A 21,646-nucleotide genomic window follows, 5' to 3' on the forward strand; every position below is an offset into this window, starting at 1 on the left:
GGGCGTCTAAAATTTTCACACAATTTCCGAAACATTGTAGCGCGACCCCTATTGGCATAAAATCGCCGCCGAGCTCGGCAGGCAGGTTCTCCAGACCCGTCCTTTCCCCTGTGCGTGAGCCTGTCAGACATTTGGAATCAGAACGGAGTTTCGGTTATCAGAAGGAAATTCCCAACCCACTTCAGCAAATCGGATAGACGACAGATAACGGAGGTGCGCATGGTGGCATCATACCGCCCCAGATCCTGCGTTACCGGGCCGATCCTGGTAGGTGCGATCGCTGTGGTGGCGGCCAGCATTCAGGCGGTGCACAGTCGGTGCGAAGTCACGGCCGTGTGGATGGGCCACAGGCAACCGCAGCCGGACGAACTCACCATCTCGTGGACCACAGATCATCCGGAACCGAGCCGGGTCACGTACCAGGAGGGCAACGTTTGGCGGGAGATTCACGATCCTCAGCCCACCATGTGGCATCGGCTCCAAATTCCCCTTTCCGACCCAACCCGCCCCTGTCCGATTCGCGTATTCAGTGGCGTGACAACAACAGAGGTGCTTTTTCCAGGGTATCCCGCGGACGGCTTGCGAATCGCGGTGGTAGCCAACTGGCAGAGCCGCCCCGATCTGAGCGCCATTCTGGCAAACAAGCCCCATCTTCTCCTTAGCGCAGGAGACCATGTAAATAATCTTCACTCGGCTTGCGGACCGGGGCACGCAGAGTGCGTGGAACCGTTTCTTCAACTCATTCGGCAGTACCCGGAGCTTTTCCGTCGGGTGCCGGTCCTGCCTGTACTGGGCAACCATGACCGGGAAATCCGTCCTCGCACGACACGACCGCCGGAGGAGCCTGTGTATGACATCGAAGCACGGGCGTTTCGTCGGGTTTTCGCTTTACCGGATGCTGGCTGGTACTGGCATTTCGCACTCCCGCAAAGTGGACTCTGTATCGTGGGGCTGGATCTCAATCACATCGGTGACCGAGGCACAACCTGGCAGTCCTGCCACGATTTTGGGCCGGATTCTGAACAATTTAAGTGGTACAAGAGGATTGTCACAGAAAACACGATGCCCTTCCTGATCACCCTTCATAATGAGCAGAACATCACCATGCGGAGTCAGTATGGTGGTCTTTGGGAGCAACTCTTCCAGAAAAACACTGCCATAATCTCGGGGTTTGGCCACTTTGGCGAATGCGCTGTGAAAGATAATGTGGCGTACTTTAACACCTCTCTACAGGGCAAAGGCGATCGATACCCCGACCCGAGGTCGGAATTCCTCGCGAGCGAGCACAATTACCTTCTTATGACGATCAATCGAGAACCCCTTTCAATGATCGTCCAGTTGAAATCCCTTCACGGACCAACGCTGTACACGTGGCTGGGGATGGTTCGCACAGGCGGAGGGAACTCGAGATAATCACCCAAGCCATTTGAATGGCATGCCATTGCCAAGTCCTGCTGTATTTTTTCTTTTATTCAGTTGGCTGTTTTTGCCCGCTGTTTTTGCGGACGAGCCGATTTAGGTGCAGGCTGCACAGGACTCGTCTTCTCGCCCGTGGATTCCCGCCACTGTTCGAGGATTCTGCGGTGTTCTTGCAAGACGCCTTGCATATCTGTATTGCCTGCCAGGTTTTTCAATTCCGCCGGATCGCTTTTCATGTCAAAGAGGAGTTCCACCGGATTGCGATTAGCCTGGGCAAGGCGGATGTATTTGTACTGCGCCGTTCGCACCATAAAACTCCGCCCAATCGCAGGTGCATGGGCAATCTCAGAGACCACATAATCCCGCCATGGAGCTTTCGGATTCTCAACTATAGGACGAAGGCTCTGGCCCCGCACATCGGCTGGGGGTGAGATGCCCGCGTAATCGCAGATTGTGGGGAGTACATCCACCGTGGAGACGAGATGTTCTCGGTCGATCCGTGTTGGAGTCACTCCCTCCCAACTGACGATGAGCGGGACGGCCGCTTCAGCGTCAAAGAACATCATTTTCCCGGTCCATTGGTGGCAACCGAGGCCCTCCCCATGGTCGCTGGTGAACACAATAAGAGTGTCTTTCTGGGCACCAATTTCCCCAACGACATCAAGAAGCTGACCGATTTGAGCATCCACGTCTTCTACCATCCGATAATAAGCGTAAATGTACCGCCGCCATTGCGATTCGTCCCAGTCAGGATGCTTGGGGCGCCGCTGTCCCAGCCACTCCGGTTCGTCACCGGGGAGCTGAAAATTTGGGGGAAGCGGTGGCAACTCCACCCCCGCCGGTGGTCCATATCTCTGCCAAATTTGCTCAACGAGGGGACTCGATTCGCCCGCCGGCAAACAGATGTCATGCGGGTTGATTAGGGAAACCACCAAATAGAACGGCTTCTTACGGGGCTGTTTCAAAAAGTCAATGGCGGCCTCGATTGTCGCTGCGTCCACATCCCGGGCAAGTTTTCCCTGCCGTGTCGTCCGATTTAATACCCGGAAACCGGGGATCCCTTCTGTTGGATAGACCGTCGGACAATGCCATTTTCCCGCGTATGCTGCGTCATACCCGGCATCCTGGAACAACTCGCCCGAAACAGGAATTCCCCCACGGATGGCCATGTTGTTGTGATCCACACCAATCTCATGAGGAAATCGCCCGGTGTGAAGACTCGCTCGAGAAGGACTGCACAACGGGTAAGAGCAATACGACTTGGTGAAGTACACACCACGGGAGGCCAGCCGATCGAGGTTGGGCGTTTTCAGCCACCGGTTGCCCACCACACTCGCCGCATCGACCCGCTGCTGATCCGTTGTAATAACAAGAATGTTCGGCCGTCGTGGAGGTTCCGCACCAGTCCATCCCGCTGCCGCTGCGGACCAAGCAAGAATCCCCATCAGAGCGTTCCATCCGCTCCGCCAGTTCAGACAATGTCGCCTTTTTGCATTTGCTTCCTGACGAGCAAGCTGTTCAAGTCGAGTAGTCATTTTCTTACCCTCCCCAGACCAGATTTAAAACGCCGCTTCGGAAACTTGAATAACCCTGATTGTTAAACAGCCGAACAGATTGGACGGCCATAAAAAAGGCTCCGCCACGGCAAATCTGCTATGTATTTAAAAGTGCCGATTATTTTGTTTACTATTCACGTCCAATCTATCTTTCTGCTCACTTAGACGCCTGACTATTCATTCCACCGCCCGACTTGGACGGGGTTTCTGCTGTCCCTGGCCCCGCCTTGGCCGCACATTGTCCGGCCCCGAAAACTCCGCTTTCACTTTTTCGTCAAGCTCAGGCGGGCGGATTCCTTCGTGGCTTTTTAAAACGGAGAGCAGTACCTGGTAGGACCGTGCAGCCTCCGCAGGGAGATCATTGATGTTCAACGGCGATTTCTCGTCCGGATCACTGATAATGTCAAAGAAACGCCCGTCTTTATATAGTTTGAACTGTTTGTTGAAGGCAAACTCAGTCGCCCTCAGATCGTTGCTTTGTCGAGGTGAATACCAGCAGTAGATCCATTCCCGCGGTTTACCGGGCCTGCCGCACAACTGAGGCCAGAAGCTTTGCCCGTCCAGAACCAGATCAGGGGGAATAGGGATGCCAGCCGCCTCGCAAATAGTGGGGAGAATATCCGTGCTGTCGATAAGATCACCGCATACCCTACCCGATTGAATTAGCCCCGGCCCGTTGACAATCAGAGGCACATGCATGCCAGCATCGGTAGTCCGCCCTTTGCCCCCCACAATCTCCCGATCCCCCATTTTCGAGCGGATTCCCCCACCGGTCCCGTTGTCACCCAGGAAGACGATGAGGGTGCGGTTGCGCAGACCCAGCGACTCCAAATGATCCACCAGCTTTCCAATTAACTTGTCCATATACTCGACCATCTCTCCAAAGTGGCGTGGATGACGATTCACGTTTTCCCCTACGGCATGCGGATCCCAATCCGGGCTGTCAGGGGTCGGTTGATACGGGGCATGAGTGAGGGTCATGGGATAATAGAGGAGAAATGGCTGGTTTTTATGACGGCTAATGAAATCACACGCAAACTGATGGAGCAGGTCCGGCCCGTACTCGCCGTTGGTATAATCCCGTTCCACCCCCATGATCTCCAGACCTGGGTTGGCGTACCTCGGAGGCCGTCGCATGTGCTGCCAGAGATAATACTCCTGAAAGCCGAGCCGTCGTGGTAAGTGCGGCTCTTGGCCTAATTGCCATTTGCCAACGATTGCCGTCGCGTATCCGACCCGTTCGAAAAGGTGGGCAAACGTGGTCACGTCCGGATCAATAACCCCGAACCGGAGATAATTGCGGGCATTGGACCGGCCCGTCATAAGCTGCACACGGGTAGGCGTGCACAATGGCTGGACGTAGCAACGCTCGAATCGGACGCCGGTGGCGGCTAACGCATCCAGCCGTGGAGTGCGGTAGGACGTTCCACCATTCGCGCCAATTGTTTCATACCCGAGGTCGTCAGCCAGGATCACGATGATGTTTGGCCGTGCTGCTGCTCCGCCCTGAGCTACGACGTGCTGTGCAGCCACTCCTACGGTGATGAGGACAGCCACCGTCAGGAACCCTTGTGATGGACACCCAGGTCGCAGCATTTCACGTCTCCCGATCGCCTTGCCGATGAGCTGATCCGAACTTACACCCCACTCGAGCCGCGCCCATTATAGAATGCGCTGGAGATTTTTGCGCGCACGGTCCCCCAATTTCACAGCGCGACAGTGACAAAATCGACGACGCAGTTTGCCCCAAAAAATCACACTGTTGCCTGGGTGCGGTGCTGAGTCACCGCCCGAACCCGAAGATGCACCGTTGTGGCTGGCCCAGCAACACTGCGTCGCAGTTCGACGCGTGCTCCGTAGGGATAGCTTCGCAGAACCCGCGCTCGAACATCGTTGGGCCAGACGACCTCAGCAACAACCTGGGGAAGCTGTTCAAACGGTGGGTCGAAGACGCAGTGGACAAACCGGACGCGCTCGCGATCCTTTAGCTTGACAAAGTGATGGGACTCCCAGCTTTCTTTTCGCTGTCCAACGGCTCTCCAGGCTTTGAAAATGATCCTCCCTGTGCCCTTCGCCGTTACCCGGAACTTGCCACCCCGGCGGCCGGCACTCCCCCATAGCTGGCGTCCGCCACCAGCTCCCTGGCGCAACGCGGGGCGAACGTCGCCCAAAAGTTTTCTAAGAGCAGCAAATTCCCGATGGATCGAGCACGTCGACGTTCCAATCTTCCGTTTTTGCTGCAAGTCAGAGGACGAACCCGGCCACAGTTGTCGCACACACTGCCACTTTCCGAGCACCGTGGCGATCGAAGACCGAGTCCTCAGTCTCAACCCCAAAATCCAACCCATGTAGACCGACGTGACTGCCACGAGAACGAGGAGGACAGACAGCAGTCCCCATCCTGGATTTCGCTCTGCTACCAATTCCTGAAAGGCTATGACGAGGCCACCAGCCAACGCCGTCCCCGAACACAGCACCATCGCGCCCCTTGCTGCGAGCAGGCCCCCGGGGCGGCAGGGCATCATCCTTCCCGCAGCCATCCACACAACATAATGAGCAGCGGCCAGGAGAACGACGACGAGCAGCAAAATCTCGGCGATACCGGACGCCCATCGCCCGTTCCCTGCGTAAAGGATAACGGAGAACACCGTAAGTGCCAGAATGGCCAAGGAGCCGGCCAGGGCACCGCTCGCCCACTCGAAAGCTACTAGCTCCCTTTTATTTATGGATGGGTCGCATCCTGATGGCGATCTGCCTTTCGCAACCGCACCACTTTGGTCCTCCAGAGGCTTCCGAAGCCTACCTCCGCGGGCCAAAGAGACCTCGGCCGATGGCACCGTCTGAAACCATGAAGCGGTCATTTAACAGAGACATGTCCCACAGCATCGAGGAGGTCGGCCGTGCGGTGAGTCTTCTCCCAGGTGAATTCGGGAAGCTCGCGCCCAAAATGGCCGCCAGCGGCTGTCTTGCGATAAATGGGCCGAAGCAAATCCAGGTACTCAATGATGCCTCCTGGTGTCAACGGGAACACCTCGCGAACGGCCTGACACAAGAGGGTCTCATCAACCTTCCCCGTCCCATCCGTATCCACGTAGATGCTGACCGGATCCGCCACCCCGATGGCGTAAGCAAGCTGAACCTCGCAGCGCTCGGCCAAACCCGCGGCCACTATGTTCTTGGCAATGTGACGAGCCATGTACGCCGCACTGCGGTCAACCTTGGTAGGATCTTTGCCACTGAAAGCTCCACCTCCGTGCCGGGCCCAACCACCGTACGTATCAACGATGATCTTCCTCCCGGTCACCCCCGTGTCGCCGTGAGGCCCCCCTGTAACGAACTTGCCGGTGGGGTTCACGTAGTACCTAATCTCCCCGTTCACCAATTCGCGGGGCAAAATGGGCTCCACCACCTTTTCGATTACAAAATCGCGAATTTCTTTCTGAGTCACATCGGGCGCATGCTGGGTGGAAACGACGACGGTATCCACCCGGATGGGCGTGGACCCATCGAACTCGATGGTCACCTGGCTCTTGCTGTCCGGTCGCAACCAGTCCACCACCTTCTGTTGCCGTAAGGCCGTCAAACGCTCCAGAATCCGATGCGCTAGGGAAATGGGCAGTGGCATGAGTTCCGGGGTATGGTTGATCGCATAGCCGAACATCATGCCCTGATCACCAGCTCCAATCGGTTTCCCGCGAGAAGCGTCTGGATCGACCCCCATGGCGATATCCGGGCTCTGCCGCCGCAGCGACACCAAGACAGCACAGGTTTCGTAATTAAACCCCATGCTATCGCTGGTGTAGCCCACCTCTCGAATAACATTTCGCACAACATCGGAATAATTCACGGCCGCCTGCGTGGTGATCTCGCCTGCCACCATGGCAAGTCCCGTGGCCACGAGCGTTTCACAGGCAACGCGACTTTTTGGATCCTCCGCTATCAGCGCGTCGAGAATACCATCGGAAATCTGGTCCGCCAATTTGTCGGGGTGCCCCATGCTCACAGACTCACTGGTGAACAAATACCGGCCTTTAACCACAGGACTGACCTCCTCTCAAGCAAAATCCAGCAATAGCCATGAGACCACCGAACACTGGCCGTATCCCATGCGTCGGGCGTGAAAGCAATCTTCCCGAACGAACTCCCGATTATAGGCCGGGGGATTGGCCAAGAGCAAGAACCACTCCGTCGGGCTCCGGTTTGCACTCATCTTGCCGCCGATTACTCGTCAAACGGAATCCGAGCAACCTGGTCCATCTTCAAAAGGGCATCCCCGGTTCACAACCCGGGAAACTTGCAACGGTCGCGGATGTACCGCGTTTTTATGGGCTCACCAGTGTTTGAAAGTATTGCCTCAGAAAGTTATCATTTTTCGTGCCGATTCGTTTCGACATACAGCGAGTCAGCATGCAATTCCACAGAACAGGGAGTAACTTCATGGACACCTCAGACGTTCGCCACAACCTGCCGGTCAATCGGCGGAACTTTTTGGGATTCGGGATCGCCCTCGCGGCCGGAACTGCCGCCTCCGGTCCTCGGCCGGTATTTGCTATAATCTCGGCCCTAAGGGCAGCTCAGGGAAAAGCAACCCTCTGGCCTGTTACCTGCCGGGACGCCATGTTACGGCGCTCCGGAGCAGCCCACTGCTGGGAAGCCATGACGCTGTATGGCGTGGATGGCGTCGAGTCGGACATCACTGATGATCTCACTTTGCCAAATCTTTATGGTGACGTTTCTCCCTTCAGTGTGAGTTCACGAGAGGACCGGGACCGGCTTCGTGCTGCCCTGGAGAAGGCTGGCAAGAAAATCACCGCCTTCTGCATGCACAATCGCTTGGACGAACGTCCTGAGTTCGAAGTGGAGTGGTGTTCTCGGGTTGCCGAGGCGGCCTCCGACCTGGGTGTTCCGGCGATCCGTATCGATGTCGTGCCCCGGAAGATCCCGCGCGAAGAGTTTTTGCCTTTCGCCGCGGAAATACTTCGCAAAGTCATCGCAGCCACCGAGAAGACGGGAATTCGCTTCGCCATTGAGAACCACGGGAATACCACCAACAATCCAGAGTTTCTGGACGCTCTTTTCAGCCGGGTTGGCTCGCCGCGGCTGGGTTTGACGCTTGACACAGGGAATTTCTACTGGTTTGGCCACCCGCTCAGCCACCTTTACGAAATCTATGAACACTTCGCACCCCGGGTTTTTCATACTCACTGCAAAAGTATCAATTACCCGGCCGAAGAGCGGGAAAAACAGCGTCCCATGGGCTGGGAATATTCGAAGTACCACTGCCCGATCTATCAGGGAGACATCGACTTCGGCAGGGTTCTGGCCATCCTTAAGAAAGCCAACTACAGCAACGACCTGTGTATCGAGAATGAAATGCTGGGACGACTTTCGGCGGAAGAGGCGGCGAAAACAGTTTCTCAGGAAGTGGCTTTTCTGCGGGAAAAGCAGGCTGAACTAGTTTGACAGTCTGGCCCTTAGCCGTCCTGTTGCCCGCCGCTTGCCACAACCTCCGCGGTGGCTGCAATGGGCATACGCTAACGGAGGGAAAGTTTGTACGCACGGCTGTATGGCCAGCCGGATCATTTTCTTGCCCTTCCTGGAAGTCCAGATCCTTTCGGCCGTTTTTGCGAAGATCAAGGATACGCCACCGGTGCGGTCCTTACATTCAGAAAAACCCTCATATTCGCTAAAGTTTTTACAGTCTTACAACGATGCCAAGAAAGGATTCATTGGGGGCGTATTATGGACTCGTTCTCCATTTGAATAAACTATTGATATCCGTCCCCGCATTGAAATGCCAGAAACCAGCGACAAACTCACAGTCCCGAAAGCGATTTCGCCCCTTGGGAGACCGCCGTTTCAACAGGCCGGCCCCTGTGGGAATCCTGAACCTACAAATCGCAAAACTCTCGGGGAAACCAAATTTCCAGGGAACATCTCGCGAATTGAAGAGGAGCTAGCGCTGGCGGAATTCGAGCTTTCTATACAGGGCCATCTGATTGATTCTGCGCCAGCCTCCCAGCTTCTGCGGATTGACGGTCCCCACGCCCAACCCGATGGGCCAGTCCTGCAAAAGGAAAACCCTTCTTCAGCCTATCTCAAAAAGAACACGGAGGGGACAGATTACCGTTGGACGGTATTTCTTCTTGGACTGGGCAGTGCCGTCTGCGGTGGAACAGTTGTCGGCTGGGGAATGACTCTATCCGAACTGAATCTCGTTTACTGGGGCATTCCGATCTTCGTTCTGGGCATGGGACTCATTACGGCAGGGCTGTTTTTCGTTGCGGCCAGAAGACCAGCCGAGGAGTCGGCGCCTGGCCTACATGACTCTCCTCGGGAAATTGTGGCTGCCAGGTTTGCGGCGGAAAGCAGCGGGGACTGATGTCATTGCCCACTGCAACCCCTATCTCTCAGGTGACCAAGCAAAAAGGTTCCAGACTGCGTGCTAATCACCAGCGATGTGCGTCGTGGTACCCTGGTTTTCCGGAACGCCCTAGCCGCCGCAAACTTGCCCCACAGCCTCGTCCGAGGGGACTGATGTTGCGGGCCTTACAATTCAGTCCACTCCCGGAAACAAGCTCACCAGCGGAGCCACGGAGGATGACGTTCGTGCCTGCCGGAAGAATTCCTTGGCCTCAATCACTCGATCGTCACAGTACAGATGGACGGCCAAGAGGAAGAGGAACTCGGCGTTTGTAGGGCTCTGTTCAATGACCAATGCCAAGTCCGCGCGATGATGCCTCGCATCGAGGTCGCGGCCTCCGTAGAGCATTGCTAGGCGAAATCCGCGCGTCGGCCATTGTTCATCCAGTGACAGCCCCTTTTTCAGGGCATCGAAAGCCATCGGATACTGCCGCGTTGCAATGAGGGCAAAAGCCTGGCGAAAGTACGTGTCTGCCACGTCCGGGGCCGCTTTTTCCGCCTCCCGGTACTGGAAGTATGCTGCCCGAAATTGCCCCTCGCGGAACAACTTATCCCCCAACTCAATGAATCGTTGCGCTAACTGACGTTGCCGACTGTTGGTAACACGAACGGGCAGCAGGGTAGGGGGCCGCTCCAGTTGGTCCCTCCGCGCGGCTTCCTGAGGAGAAGAATCGGAGGTCGCCGGTTTGCCAGGTCGACGTTCATCAAAACCTGTCTCGGCCCATCGCATGTCCCCCGGTCCATTCAGCACTGCCCCGGGCATCGTGGAACGCAGGACTCCTAGGTCCCGTAGGATAGGAGCCGCCGGATCATAATAAAGCACCGGCGGGACCACGAAGACGGGCGGATAAACACTACATGGAAGGCATACAGAATAATACCAAGGAACCGGTGCAATCCATTGGCCACACACAGGCGGACCAACCCAGTAGAAAACGTCACTCTCGCAGCCGTACTGATTGACTCGGTACGATAAAACAAGCTCCGACCGAGCTACTCCACACCTCTCGCAACGCTGCACGCCGATCCCCACGAATGCATGCCTGCTCTGGCACCCGCGATGGATGCGATCGACTTCCAGAGAGGTTCCCGGGAAACGATGGTCCACGCCCGAACGAGTTGCATGCCAATTGTCGGCAGCCTGAAGAGGGACCACCCCGCAAATGAGACCCGCCAGGAATAGACTTAGCCGGATGATTTCAGAACGCGCAGACATGATGTTACCCCTCCTCATTGCGGCGGGCGGCGTCTGCGCGGCGTCATCCTGCGGTGCTATGCCGCCTTGTCATTGCCCGCTTTATTATAAAGGTCCCCAAAACGCCCACCAAGTCAGTGGTTTCGGAGGTCGGACTTCTGAGGGGACGAAAATCAACCAAAATCGGCAGGCTGCGGAAGAGGAGCAGAGGCTACGGTCGTCTCTGGAACAGACAGCAGGTTTACGGGTGGCACTGGCGGCTCCACGCTTTCTGAGTGCGATGGCTGAATTCGTGCCTCGCCCGAAGTCGCTTTCTCCTCCAGGGTTTTCACTCTTTGCAACAGTGCATTAAACTCGTCGGCAAACTCCTGCCAGAAGTCGCCCTGGCGGAAACGGATCGGCTCGACGGGCTCGCCTTTTGCCGCTGCGCGAAGGGAACGCCGAAGACGTACGAGGGGACCGGCGAACCGGTTGCTGACCCGAATCACATCGACAACCACCAAAGGCAGAATCAGCAAAGAAGCCACCAGCGCCGGTCCCAGGTAAACACGGAGCTCCTCGAAGTGCCAGACAAAAGGCCGGGCCGGGCCGGTGAGAATCCGATAACAGATGACCATAAAAGTGACAGTCAGAAGGCACATCACCCAGTATAGACAGACGCGCCCCACGAGCTGTCCCTGAACCTGCGGATCAACGAAAAGCTTTTTGCGGACGTTTTTCATGGTGGCGGGCATGATGGACGGCCTCGACTCGTTATCAGTTCGATCAGTTTCTCCTGGACGCGCTATTTACCCTGGACGGCAACTCTTCGTCTAACGCGCAGCCTGTCTACTTTCTATTAAAACTGTAGTGTGTAAATCCGCGTGCGGTGGTGCTGGGAAGAGAGAGTCGCTTCGGAACACCCCGACTTTAGGGATCATGATCCTCCCCGATTGAGCAGTTATCATCGTTCCAGTCGTTAAAACACCGAGCGCCGTCCATTTTGAGGTCTCTTGGAGTCCCCGCGTCATGTCGCAAAGTTCCTGCGGCTTATAATTTTGAAAATGAGAATGCCCCGTCTCCAGACGGCAGCTCCCTCACTTTTTGCTGACTAAAACATCTTCTTCCGGGAGAGAAGACTTACCCCATGGCAGGTTCGCTGGCAGCAAAACTTCCGATTCCCTCCAGCGTATGGATTGCCCGCTGGAAACCGCTCCTCCAGAAAATTTCTGCCCTGGAACCGGAACTTCAGCAACTCTCGGATTCTGAGATCCGCAAGAAGAGTCTGGCCTTGCGGTATCGGGCAAGGAGTGGGGAGCCGCTTTCCCGGTTGCTGGTGGAAGCGTACGCCCTGGTGAGAGAGGCTGGGCGGCGGAAACTCAACATGCGGCATTTCGACGTCCAGATCCTCGGTGGGATCGCAATGTTTCACCACGCCATCGTGGAGATGCAAACCGGGGAAGGGAAAACCCTCACGGCGACGCTCCCGATGTACCTTTACGCCCTTGCTGGGCGCGGCTGTCACCTGGCCACGGTTAATGATTATTTGGCAAAACGCGACGCCGAATGGATGGGCCCCATTTACGAACTGCTCGGGCTTACCGTCGGCGTGATCCAAACGCAGATGTCCCAGAATGAACGGCGTAAGGCCTACGCTGCCGACGTGACCTACGGGACCGCCAAAGAGTTCGGCTTCGATTTTCTGCGGGACCGTCTTCTTTTACGTCGCATCCGTGAAGGGCAAACAGATGTCATCGGGGCCATGCTTGGTGACAACGGAGCGGAGCTTGGCGAAAAACCAGTCCAGCGCGAACCATTCTTCGCCCTTGTGGACGAAGCCGACAGCATCCTTATTGACGAAGCCCGCACGCCGCTCATCATCAGCGCTTTACCCACAGAAGAAGAGAAACTGGCCGTCGAGTGCTACAAGTGGGCTGCCAAGGTGGCCGACCAGTTCATTGAAGACGTGGACTACGAGTACGATCACGAAAAGAAAACGGTGGAGCTGACCCGGGAAGGGCGGCGGAAAGCGCGGGCACTCCCGAAGCCTGAAATCATGGCGTCGGTGGGAATGTTTCACATCTACGAGTACGTGGAACGGGCTATCAAGGTGGCACGGGATTTCGTGCGCGACCGTGAATATGTGGTGAAAGATGGGGAAATCGTGATCGTCGATGAATTCACCGGCCGTCTTGCCGAGGGTCGGAAATGGCGGGACGGTATTCACCAGGCAGTGGAGGCGAAAGAGGGTGTGGAGGTGACAATCGCTACCGGGCAGGCCGCGCGAATCACTATTCAGGACTTTTTCCTGCGTTACCGTCATCTTGCAGGGATGACGGGAACCGCCCGAGACTCGGCGTGGGAGCTTCGAAAAATCTACAAATGCCCGGTGATCGTGATTCCCACCAATCGCCCCGTGATCCGCAAACGGTTGCCGGATCTTGTCTTTGGGACTCAGGAAGCGAAGTGGCAGGCCGTGGTCGAAGAAATTTGCGAAATGCACGCCCAGGGACGTCCGGTGCTGGTGGGAACTCGTTCCATCGACAAGTCGGAATACCTGTCCCGTTTGCTCACAGAGAGGGGTATCGAGCATCAGGTTCTCAACGCCCATCACATTGAAGAGGAGGCCAAAATCGTGGCTCAGGCGGGGCAGAAAGGGCGAGTGACGGTCTCCACGAACATGGCCGGACGCGGCACCGACATCCGTCTTGGCCCCGGCGTTGCGGAACTCGGTGGTCTCCATGTCATCTGCACGGAGATGCACGATGCAGCCCGCATTGATTGGCAACTCCGCGGTCGCTGCGGCCGGCAGGGAGATCCCGGTACGTTTCGCCAGTTCCTGGCACTCGATGACGAACTGTTGCTCAAAGCCTTCGGCGCCAAGAAGGCAAAAAAGTACGCGGAAATCGGAAAAAGTCGTCCAGGGCTGTTCAACGAATACGCCCCGATTTTTCGCAAAGCCCAGAAAATAATCGAGCGACGACACTTCCGCGAGCGGCGTGCCCTGATGCATTTTGAAAGGGAACGGAAAAAGATGCAGCGTCAAATGGGCCAGGACCCTTACCTGGACACGCCAGGGTGAAAAGCGAGGCCGTGGATGCCTCGAAAACTTCCTGACCTCGCGACTTCCGTTGACATAGAACCTGCCTCTACGGGTGTACCGGCACGGCGATCACATCCACGCTCAGCGACCGATCCTTCCACCCCACACTATGCACAGTCACCTTCGAGGCCGCCGGTGGCCGATCGGACGCAAAAAACTTCGGCCGAATTGCATCGATTGCGGCACTCGCATCCTTGTCTGTAACAAAGTAGGTCGCTTTGACAAGATGCTGCCAGTCGCTTCCCTGCGCAGTGAGAATGTCGCCTAGCTGTTTAAAGACGTCGGCTGCCTGGACGTCTGCGGCCCCTGTTTCCTGGGAAACAAGACCAGGAAGGAAAATGAGACGATCTGTCTGCACAAAAACGACGCGAGTGAACGTGGGGGAGGGCTTCACGCCAGGAGGATTGTAAAACCGCAGCGGGGCCGTCCCCTCCACCGCTTTTTCGGGAAGCCTTGCCACCATTTCGATCTCTACCGGAGCGGATGCCACCCACTCCGTGTAAACCACAGGCGGAATCGACTTTCCCGAAAAGGCCTTTTCGATCTCTTGAAATACTTGGGCCGCTTTACTTGCCGGCTGAACGAACACCCGTAGCTGAAGAATGTCCCCTTCCGAAATTTGCAGTGCTTGGGCCGTCTCCAATAAACCGCGCAGTGCATTAGCCGCCGCCTGGGGCAGGGGACTTTTATCTGGTTGCCCGCTAAAAAACACGAGTCCTCCCGCCGGAGCGACAATCGCATCGACGCGGTTCAAGCCATCGGGATTTTCGGATTGCCAGCGATTGACCGCATTGACGTCTCCCCCGGGCACAGCGACCGCATCCAGACCAATTTTGACGCCTTTCGCAGGTAACGGAGTCACGACATACGTCACTGCCGGCTCCAATCCCGGGCGGAATACTTTCTCAAGAAATTGAAAAGTAGCTGCCAGCGTTTCCTCATTCGAGGCTGCGACGTTGAGCCGAACGATCCGATCGGCGTTACAGTGGGCTTTGGTTAAAATACCCGTTAATTGCTGCCAGGCGCCCGCAATTTGAGATCGGTCATCTCCATCGACCGGGCCAAAAACTTGCCGCGTCAGTACCAGGGGACACCCCTGAATGCGGGTCACCGACCATGCGGGTCCTGTTTCCGAGATGCGGACATGTTCGAGGATACGGTTTTCCGAGACCAGACCACCCTGCGCCGCGCTTGCTTCGGGTGCGAGCGTTTCCGACCTCGTCGTCTTTGTTTCCCCGCCTTCTTTTCCAGGGGGTGCAGAACGCGGACAGCCTGCCAGGACTGCAATTCCCCCCAGAAAGGCCACGCACGCGAGCGGTTGTATCGCTTTGGTTAACTGCCTCATGGAGTATCACCCGGAATATTCAGAATATACTGCTGTTCTGTTTAGAGTTCAAAAATTTGTTCTGAAGTCAGCCGACACCACTTTTCAAATCTGTTCCGGAATTTCATAGCCCTTTCGTTTGGGACAGTCGAGATACTGGTTTGCTTCGTCGTCTCCCGGAAAGATTTCTTTTTCCGGATCCCACTTCAGACGACGACCAAGCCATCTTGCAATATTCCCCAGATGGCAGAGAGTGGCAATTCGATGTGCCACTTCCACATTGGCGATTGGGTCCTTACGCGTTTTAACGCATTCGAAGAAATTCTCCATATGATTGTCGCTTTCATAGACGCGAACGGCATTTGACGGAAGAGGATCTTTATCTAGGTCTGGTGGGTCACACTCGTATCCGCCCCGGAAGATAGTGATTTTTCCCTTATCACCGATGAACGTTCCCCCTCCGCCCAGGCGCTCGTCTGTACTTTCCAGCTTCAAAATGACATCATTTGGGAACCGATAGTGAATAATGCTCTGACTCATCAAAGTGTCGCCCCGCTTGCGATCTTCAGGCTTTGTGTAAACAAGTTTTTCCAGTTTTTGGGGCGGTTCAACCCAAATTTCCACGGGCCCAGAGTGATCCATTCCCAGTCCCCACAAGACCATACTCAAGCCGTGGCATCCCCAGTTCACCAATTCGCCGCCGGAATACGGCCGGAGAGACATCCAGCCCGGCCCCACCGCTGCTTTTTCCGCCGGCTCGGCGGGATAATTTTCCCGATTATAGGGAATTCGTGAGAGATAGATATTGATATTGAATGGGATAACCTCGTTTTGGCCGCACCAGTGGTCCCAATCCAGGTCGGGGGGCACATCTTCCGCCGAAAACTGGGCGTCCCACGGACTTGGATAGTTATAACCGATCACCGTGTGAACCTTGCCGATTCGCCCGTTGAGAATAAGCTCCACTGCATGACGTGTTTTGGGATGAGACCGCTGTTGTTCCCCCACCTGGAAGACCCGCTTGTACTTCCGCACCGCCTGAACCATGGCCTGACCTTCACGGATCGTATGGCTCAGCTGTTGCTCGCCATAAATATCTTTTCCAGCCTGGCACGCGTGAATGCAGGGAAGGAAATGGGAGTGTTCGGGTGTGGCATAAAATACCACTTCCACTTCCTTTAATTCCAGCAATTTGCGATAGTCCTGAAATGCAGGACATTTATATTTTTCGGCCCACTGATGAGCCCTTTTCAAATTGACGTCCGCTACCGCGACGATTTTCGCCTCCTTGGGCGGCTTGCCCTGACCACCCTTTCCGATCACAAGCTGGCCATTGCGTCGGCCGCATCCGATGATGCCCACACCAATCCGTTCATTTGCCCCCTGTGCCGAGCTTGGGATAACTTCTGGAACGGAAACTTCACTCTTCTTGGGACATCCTCCCACAATCCCCAGGACAAAGCCCGATCCAACGACCAGGGTGGACTTTTTAAGCAGTTGGCGACGGGAAAGTTTCGACATAATAACTCCTTTTGTCAACCTCTTACCTTCTAGAGTAAATCTTTGAGAATAAGCGCTGCGTGAGTTATCATCTCCACCCGGTTATGCCTAACTCATCGCCAGATACACTTTACGGATGGCCTTCACAATGTCTTTCAAGTCGTCTTCCGTAAAATTCGGGTCCATGATCACGCCACCGAAGCGATTGATAATGTCAATCGTTTTGGGGCAGCACTCAGCACCGTAACGGAGCTCGCCCGCCCGCTTGGTCCTGAAAGACGGCCATTCCCGATGTACGGTGGACTTCGCTTCGATACGACGGTCGATCGGGAGGATGACAGAACCCGCGGGCCCCACCGCCGCGATTCCTTCCGCCCGCAATGCCCGGAGGAATCGGTCACGATTCTGGCGATTGCCCAGGTCGAGATAGACAGCGTAGCCAATATCTCCGTCAATGTCTGGGGATTTGCGGAGCTTGATACCGGGCAGGTCGGCAATTCCTTCCCGGACAAAGCGGGCATTCTCTCTCAACCGAGAACAGATGGTTTCCAGTTTTTCCAGTTGCGCTTTGAGCACCGCCCCTGTGAACTCACTCATTCGAAAGTTACACGATGCGTACGGGGCCACGATTCCCCCCTTGAGCATTTCTTGGTAGGGCGATCGAAGGGATCCCACATCGTGAAAGCGGAGTGATCGCTCGAAGAGCACAACGTCGTTGGTGACCACGGCTCCCCCTTCGCCGGAAGTGATCGTTTTGCTCAATTGGAAGCTATTGATCCCGATGTCACCCAGAGACCCGACATAGCGGCCTTTGTACTTACCGCCAACACATTGTGCAAAATCCTCCAACACGCGCAGGCCATACTTTTTCGCGATATCCAAAATCGGTTCAAGATCTGCTGGGGTTCCCTGCAAGTGACAGACAATGATCGCTTTCGTCTGGGGCGTGATCTTGGATTCAATATCTGTGGGATCAATATTGAAGGACTCGTCCACTTCAGCGAACACCGGTAGTCCCCCGGCAAGAACGATCGCGTCATAATCGGCATACCAAGTCCAGGCCGGGAGGATCACTTCATCGCCGGGTCCTACTTCCAGGGCTGCCATGGCCGTTACCAACGCCGTGGTACCCGAGGTCACGCCGAGGGCGTACTTCACTCCCAGGTGCGCTGCATACGCTTTCTCGAACTGGAGGACTTTCGAGTTTTCATGCCACCAGCGGAACGGTTGCCGGGACTCCAAAACCTCAATCAGTTCTTGCTTTTCGCGATCATCGTAGAACTGAGGGCCATAAGGCCTGGCGGACAGCAGCGATTTTCTGACAGGTTCTCCGCCTTCAATCGCCAGCCGCTCGGCAGAAGATTCGATGGCCTTCCCCCGCGTCAGCCGAGAACTCATGGCTGCGCCGCCGAGAATGCCGAGGGTCACCAAAAAGTTCCGCCGATTCGTCTCCTGAAAAAACATGGCAACTCCTCCGTCCATCAACGAGTACCAACAGCCAGTTGGTGAGAAAATGTGGAGCTCTTGTCCCCCCGGCAATTGCCAGTCCTATCGATTTGACCACACATTAGTTTTAAATAGCATAATACTTTGCCACCTTGCGGATCGCTGCGCCTATCTGGCGAATGTACTCCTCTTCCATGAACTCTGTCACAGGCAAACGAATGCAGGTCGCCAAAATGGCCTCCGCCTCGGGGCAGTGGTGCTGAGTGTAGTCCATCTTTGTTAGCCCCATTTCTTTAACAGGCCATCGTCCGGCAAAAAACGCATGTTTCTGGAAAACCGGCTCTCCATACAACGGTTTCCCGATATAACCACCAATTGCAGGGACACCTTCCGCTTGCAGGGCGCGAACAAACTGCGATCGATTACACCGTAACTCATTCGGTTTTAGTCGGAACATGTAATACCAATAGACGGCCCTATCTTCCGGGTGGACCTGATGCGGCAAAATGCCCGGACAATCGCTGATAATGTCTGTGAGGAGGTTGCCCAGGCGTGATCTTTTCTCTGCGATTCCTTCCAGACGGGTAAGCTGTGCAGCAGCGACAGCCGCCTGTGGTTCACTCATCCGGTAATTCGTGGCGAACACCTCCAGCCCCAAGCCGCGAGTTCGATCGTATCCCTTATCGCCAAAACGCTGAATATCCGGTCCGAACTGCTCGCTGTTTGTCCCTACCACACCACCATCCCCGCACGTGACGTGCTTGCTGTTTTGCAGAGAAAAGCAGGCAAAATCCCCAATCGTTCCGATGGGCTTGCCCCGATATTTGGCTCCCCAAGCCTGGCAGCAATCCTCAATGAGCACCAAATTGTGGCGGTCGGCAATTTGGCGAAGCGCCTCCATATCGCAGGGATTTCCCATCAGATGCACAGCGATTATTGCCCGGGTCCGCGGCGTGATTCGCTTTTCCACGTCCGCCGGATCCAGGTTGAAGGTTGCCGGGCCGAGGTCCGCAAATACGGGCACAGCTTGCTGATAGATGACGCCGATGACCGTCCCAATATCGGTAACCGGCGACGTGATGACCTCATCACCCAAGCCGATGCCCGCCGACGCAACTGCGATGTGCAAAGCTGCTGTCCCCGAGGAGCACGTCTGCACATACTTCACCGGGCATACTTCCTGGAACCGCTTTTTGAGGAGTGCGGTCTGGGGCCCGCCCCAGTAAAACAACGTGGTTTGATCGATCATTTCCTGCAGCTGGCGGAGTTCGGGTTCCCCCCAGCGCTTGCCGCTTCCAGCCCCGACGGTCACAGAACGGGGACCACCCTGGATGGCCAGTGTGACGTTCTCTTCAGCATTTGCCGAGCGAAGAACCCTGCTAGTCAAAAACATGCCCAAGGCGACCGCCGAGGAACCCTGGCGAACAAAATCACGGCGGTTCAAGCGGTATTTGGCGCGGTGGTGAGACATTCCTCACTCCTTCGGCATTACGAACTGGCAATTTCACGCCCCAGGACCAGAAAGCTTCGGTGCGTGAGGATAGCTTTCCGGAATCGCGCAACTCAATGTAAGACGCCCCATTTGCCCTGTCAACAGTCCCGCACGAAATTTTTTCGCCCCGTGGGGAGCCCATCTTCGGGCCAACTTCGACGCATGCCAGTTACCGAGAGCCCCAATCCAGCCCCAAGTCCAGCCAAACGGCTTTGTGTGTCAGCGCGCCGACACTGATCCTTTCTACGCCTGTCTCGGCCACCATTCGGACATTGGACAGATCGATACCCCCCGAGGCTTCCAGCTCCACTTCCGGCGCCAAATTGTTGCGAATGGCAACAGCCTCACAAAGCATGGCCAGACTCATATTATCGAGGAGCACGATGTCTGGCCGTTCGGGGAGCACCGCCTCAAGCTGCTCCAGGTCATCCACCTCAATCTCGAGAATGACACGGTGAGCCAATCGAGAGCCGAACTCCCGGGCCAGCGCCACGGCGCGTTTCGCCGCCAGCAGGCGATTTCCCCGAACTGATTCTGTCAGCCACGCCAGATGATTATCCTTTATCAGCATTGCGGCATTGAGTCCTGAACGATGATTATGCCCCCCACCGCACCGGACTGCATATTTCTCAAGTAATCGCCATCCGGGCGTGGTCTTCCTCGTGTCGTAAATCTTGGCTTGGGTGTGACTCACTGCTTGCACATACTGCCGTGTGAGAGTGGCGATTCCCGACAATTTTCCCAGAAAATTCAGGACGATTCTTTCCACAGCGAGGATCGCACGCACGGGACCGGATATTCTGCCGACGACGTTGCCTTTCGTTATGGCAGCGCCCTCCTGGAGGAGCGGCTGCCAACTCAACGGCCACCCTAACTCCTCAAACACGATGGGAACCACTGGAAGGCCAGCCAAAACGCCGTCGCTTCGGCTGACAATTTGGGCTTCTCCTCGAGCATCGGCAGCAACGATTCCCAGTGTGGTGATGTCGCCTTCACTTCCCAGATCTTCATCAATCGCCATCCGCACAAGCTGACGACAGCTCGTCTCTAAATCTGGTCCCCAGTTGATCTGCAGGAAATCTTCCATGGCAAAATCCACCTCTTACCGGAATCTGCAAACGCAATTCGCCGGGCAAACGCCAACTGAGCGTGGTGATAATGGTGGCAGGCTTGATTTGGCCCACGTTCTATCCACGTATCACACGCTGTTTCAACATCTGAAGGGCTGCCAAACTGAGGATTCCGTAGAAAGTGTATTCCACATCACATTGATCATCCCTGTGGTGCCCGAAGAATCCCCCCGACGCGTTCGCCAAAGAAAGGCAATAGTTTTCCGTCTGATTCAAGTTAAAGGAAAGATCCTTCTCCTTTAAATAACTCATGCTGATAAGGGCGGAACAAGTGCTAAGAAGATCGCTTTCGCCCACATGTGCTGACGCGGCAAATCCGCCATCCGGCTTTTGGACAGAGGCGAAAAATTGATGAACACCGTCCAGATCGATAGCCTGCAATCGTCCTAATTGTGCCAGAGCGGTCACCGCCGCGGCCGTGGGATTGGTGCCCGAGTGGCGTAACATCGGCAACTCTACGAACCCCCCATCCGACCGCTGACGTTTCGCAAAGAACCGGGACAATGTGTCCTGATCGGGGAGAGGAAGCTCCAGCAGATGCGCTGCCATGATGGCGAGAAATGTGTGATACGTGCTTCCTGCCGCACTGTGAGGCGCCTTGGCAAAACCTCCATCTTCGCGCTGTAACGACTTCAGAAGCGATCGACCGACCTCTGCGAGTCTGGTCCCGAGGTCGGACAGATCCTGATCTGCGAAGATCGTGGCCAGCGCACAGAGTGTCACGGCAGAATCGAGGTCGACGAGAGTCTTTATCGATGCGTCGTCACCAAGTTGGCTTTTCAAGTAAGTGGCCAGTCGCTGCCACTGTGAGGCGTGGGAACACCCAATCAACGCAAGAAGTCGAGCGGCAAATGCAGAATAATATAGACTTGAACCGCCATTACGGCCTGGAAACCCACCGTCGTCTTGCTGCTGTTGGCCGAGCCAATCCCGATGAACAACGAGAAAAGGAGACGGCAGCCTTTGGATGGCGGTCAGAATCCCCAATGGAATCCCTGGCAAGTGGAAGAACATTGCTCACTCGTAGCGCGAAGGTTCACTCTCTCCAAAAAGCCGATGGCATCCGCAACTAAGTGTTT

17 protein-coding genes are annotated in these 21,646 nt (G+C 55.8%); 4 read left to right on the plus strand and 13 right to left on the minus strand.

Annotated features, from left to right (window positions below; all coding sequences use genetic code 11):
* The first annotated feature begins 219 nt into the window (after nucleotides 1–219).
* Nucleotides 220–1,413 carry a metallophosphoesterase gene (locus ABJK56_RS03355; protein WP_347243251.1) on the plus strand — a complete coding sequence of 398 codons (1,194 nt, stop codon included), beginning with the start codon at nucleotides 220–222 and terminating at the stop codon, nucleotides 1,411–1,413.
* Nucleotides 1,414–1,472: 59 nt separating this feature from the next.
* Here ABJK56_RS03355 and ABJK56_RS03360 read toward each other — a convergent pair whose 3' ends face one another.
* The 5 genes from ABJK56_RS03360 to ABJK56_RS03380 all read right to left on the minus strand — a co-directional run bounded on the left by ABJK56_RS03360 (nucleotide 1,473) and on the right by ABJK56_RS03380 (nucleotide 7,185).
* Nucleotides 1,473–2,954, minus strand: coding sequence for a sulfatase-like hydrolase/transferase (locus ABJK56_RS03360; protein WP_347243252.1), 1,482 nt, complete (start codon nucleotides 2,952–2,954; stop codon nucleotides 1,473–1,475).
* Nucleotides 2,955–3,152: 198 nt separating this feature from the next.
* Nucleotides 3,153–4,571 (minus strand): sulfatase-like hydrolase/transferase, encoded by a 1,419-nt coding sequence (locus tag ABJK56_RS03365; protein WP_347243253.1) that lies wholly within the window; start codon nucleotides 4,569–4,571, stop codon nucleotides 3,153–3,155.
* Nucleotides 4,572–4,729: 158 nt separating this feature from the next.
* Entirely contained in the window at nucleotides 4,730–5,644 is a 915-nt protein-coding gene (locus ABJK56_RS03370) for a hypothetical protein (RefSeq protein ID WP_347243254.1), read from the minus strand.
* A 188-nt stretch (nucleotides 5,645–5,832) separates the two neighbouring features.
* Entirely contained in the window at nucleotides 5,833–7,014 is a 1,182-nt protein-coding gene (metK, locus tag ABJK56_RS03375) for a methionine adenosyltransferase (RefSeq protein WP_347243255.1), read from the minus strand.
* Nucleotides 7,015–7,029: 15 nt separating this feature from the next.
* Entirely contained in the window at nucleotides 7,030–7,185 is a 156-nt protein-coding gene (locus tag ABJK56_RS03380; protein WP_347243256.1) for a hypothetical protein, read from the minus strand.
* Nucleotides 7,186–7,412: 227 nt separating this feature from the next.
* Here ABJK56_RS03380 and ABJK56_RS03385 point away from each other — a divergent pair, with 227 nt between their 5' ends.
* Complete coding sequence (locus tag ABJK56_RS03385; protein WP_347243257.1) at nucleotides 7,413–8,438, plus strand: sugar phosphate isomerase/epimerase family protein; 1,026 nt, start codon at nucleotides 7,413–7,415, stop codon at nucleotides 8,436–8,438.
* A gap of 331 nt (nucleotides 8,439–8,769) precedes the next feature.
* Nucleotides 8,770–9,357 carry a hypothetical protein gene (locus tag ABJK56_RS03390; RefSeq protein WP_347243258.1) on the plus strand — a complete coding sequence of 196 codons (588 nt, stop codon included), beginning with the start codon at nucleotides 8,770–8,772 and terminating at the stop codon, nucleotides 9,355–9,357.
* A 174-nt stretch (nucleotides 9,358–9,531) separates the two neighbouring features.
* Here ABJK56_RS03390 and ABJK56_RS03395 read toward each other — a convergent pair whose 3' ends face one another.
* Both ABJK56_RS03395 and ABJK56_RS03400 read right to left on the minus strand, forming a co-directional pair.
* Nucleotides 9,532–10,614 carry a hypothetical protein gene (locus tag ABJK56_RS03395; protein WP_347243259.1) on the minus strand — a complete coding sequence of 361 codons (1,083 nt, stop codon included), beginning with the start codon at nucleotides 10,612–10,614 and terminating at the stop codon, nucleotides 9,532–9,534.
* Between the two features lie 152 nt (nucleotides 10,615–10,766).
* The gene (locus tag ABJK56_RS03400; protein ID WP_347243260.1) at nucleotides 10,767–11,327 is read right to left on the minus strand and encodes a hypothetical protein; all 561 of its coding nucleotides are present in this window, start codon (nucleotides 11,325–11,327) and stop codon (nucleotides 10,767–10,769) included.
* Between the two features lie 392 nt (nucleotides 11,328–11,719).
* On the opposite strand from ABJK56_RS03400, the gene ABJK56_RS03405 reads away from it, so the two are divergent.
* Complete coding sequence (locus tag ABJK56_RS03405) at nucleotides 11,720–13,654, plus strand: preprotein translocase subunit SecA (protein WP_347243261.1); 1,935 nt, start codon at nucleotides 11,720–11,722, stop codon at nucleotides 13,652–13,654.
* Between the two features lie 67 nt (nucleotides 13,655–13,721).
* On the opposite strand, the gene ABJK56_RS03410 is transcribed toward ABJK56_RS03405, so the two are convergent.
* From ABJK56_RS03410 to ABJK56_RS03435, 6 genes are all read right to left on the minus strand, one after another.
* A complete protein-coding gene (locus ABJK56_RS03410) occupies nucleotides 13,722–15,020 on the minus strand; it encodes a Rid family hydrolase (protein WP_347243262.1) in 1,299 nt (432 codons plus the stop codon).
* An 84-nt stretch (nucleotides 15,021–15,104) separates the two neighbouring features.
* Nucleotides 15,105–16,520: a Gfo/Idh/MocA family oxidoreductase gene (locus ABJK56_RS03415; protein WP_347243263.1), complete on the minus strand. Its 1,416-nt coding sequence runs from the start codon at nucleotides 16,518–16,520 to the stop codon at nucleotides 15,105–15,107.
* Between the two features lie 87 nt (nucleotides 16,521–16,607).
* Nucleotides 16,608–17,963, minus strand: a complete 1,356-nt coding sequence (locus ABJK56_RS03420; RefSeq protein WP_347243264.1) for a DegT/DnrJ/EryC1/StrS family aminotransferase — start codon at nucleotides 17,961–17,963, stop codon at nucleotides 16,608–16,610.
* Between the two features lie 109 nt (nucleotides 17,964–18,072).
* Complete coding sequence (locus ABJK56_RS03425) at nucleotides 18,073–19,416, minus strand: DegT/DnrJ/EryC1/StrS family aminotransferase (RefSeq protein WP_347243265.1); 1,344 nt, start codon at nucleotides 19,414–19,416, stop codon at nucleotides 18,073–18,075.
* A gap of 190 nt (nucleotides 19,417–19,606) precedes the next feature.
* Nucleotides 19,607–20,524 (minus strand): carboxylating nicotinate-nucleotide diphosphorylase, encoded by a 918-nt coding sequence (gene nadC, locus ABJK56_RS03430; RefSeq protein ID WP_347243266.1) that lies wholly within the window; start codon nucleotides 20,522–20,524, stop codon nucleotides 19,607–19,609.
* Nucleotides 20,525–20,624: 100 nt separating this feature from the next.
* Entirely contained in the window at nucleotides 20,625–21,581 is a 957-nt protein-coding gene (locus tag ABJK56_RS03435; RefSeq protein ID WP_347243267.1) for a prenyltransferase/squalene oxidase repeat-containing protein, read from the minus strand.
* Nucleotides 21,582–21,646 lie beyond the last annotated feature (65 nt).

Source organism: Thermogutta sp., from assembly GCF_039793925.1.
Taxonomy (GTDB): Bacteria; Planctomycetota; Planctomycetia; order Pirellulales; family Thermoguttaceae; genus Thermogutta.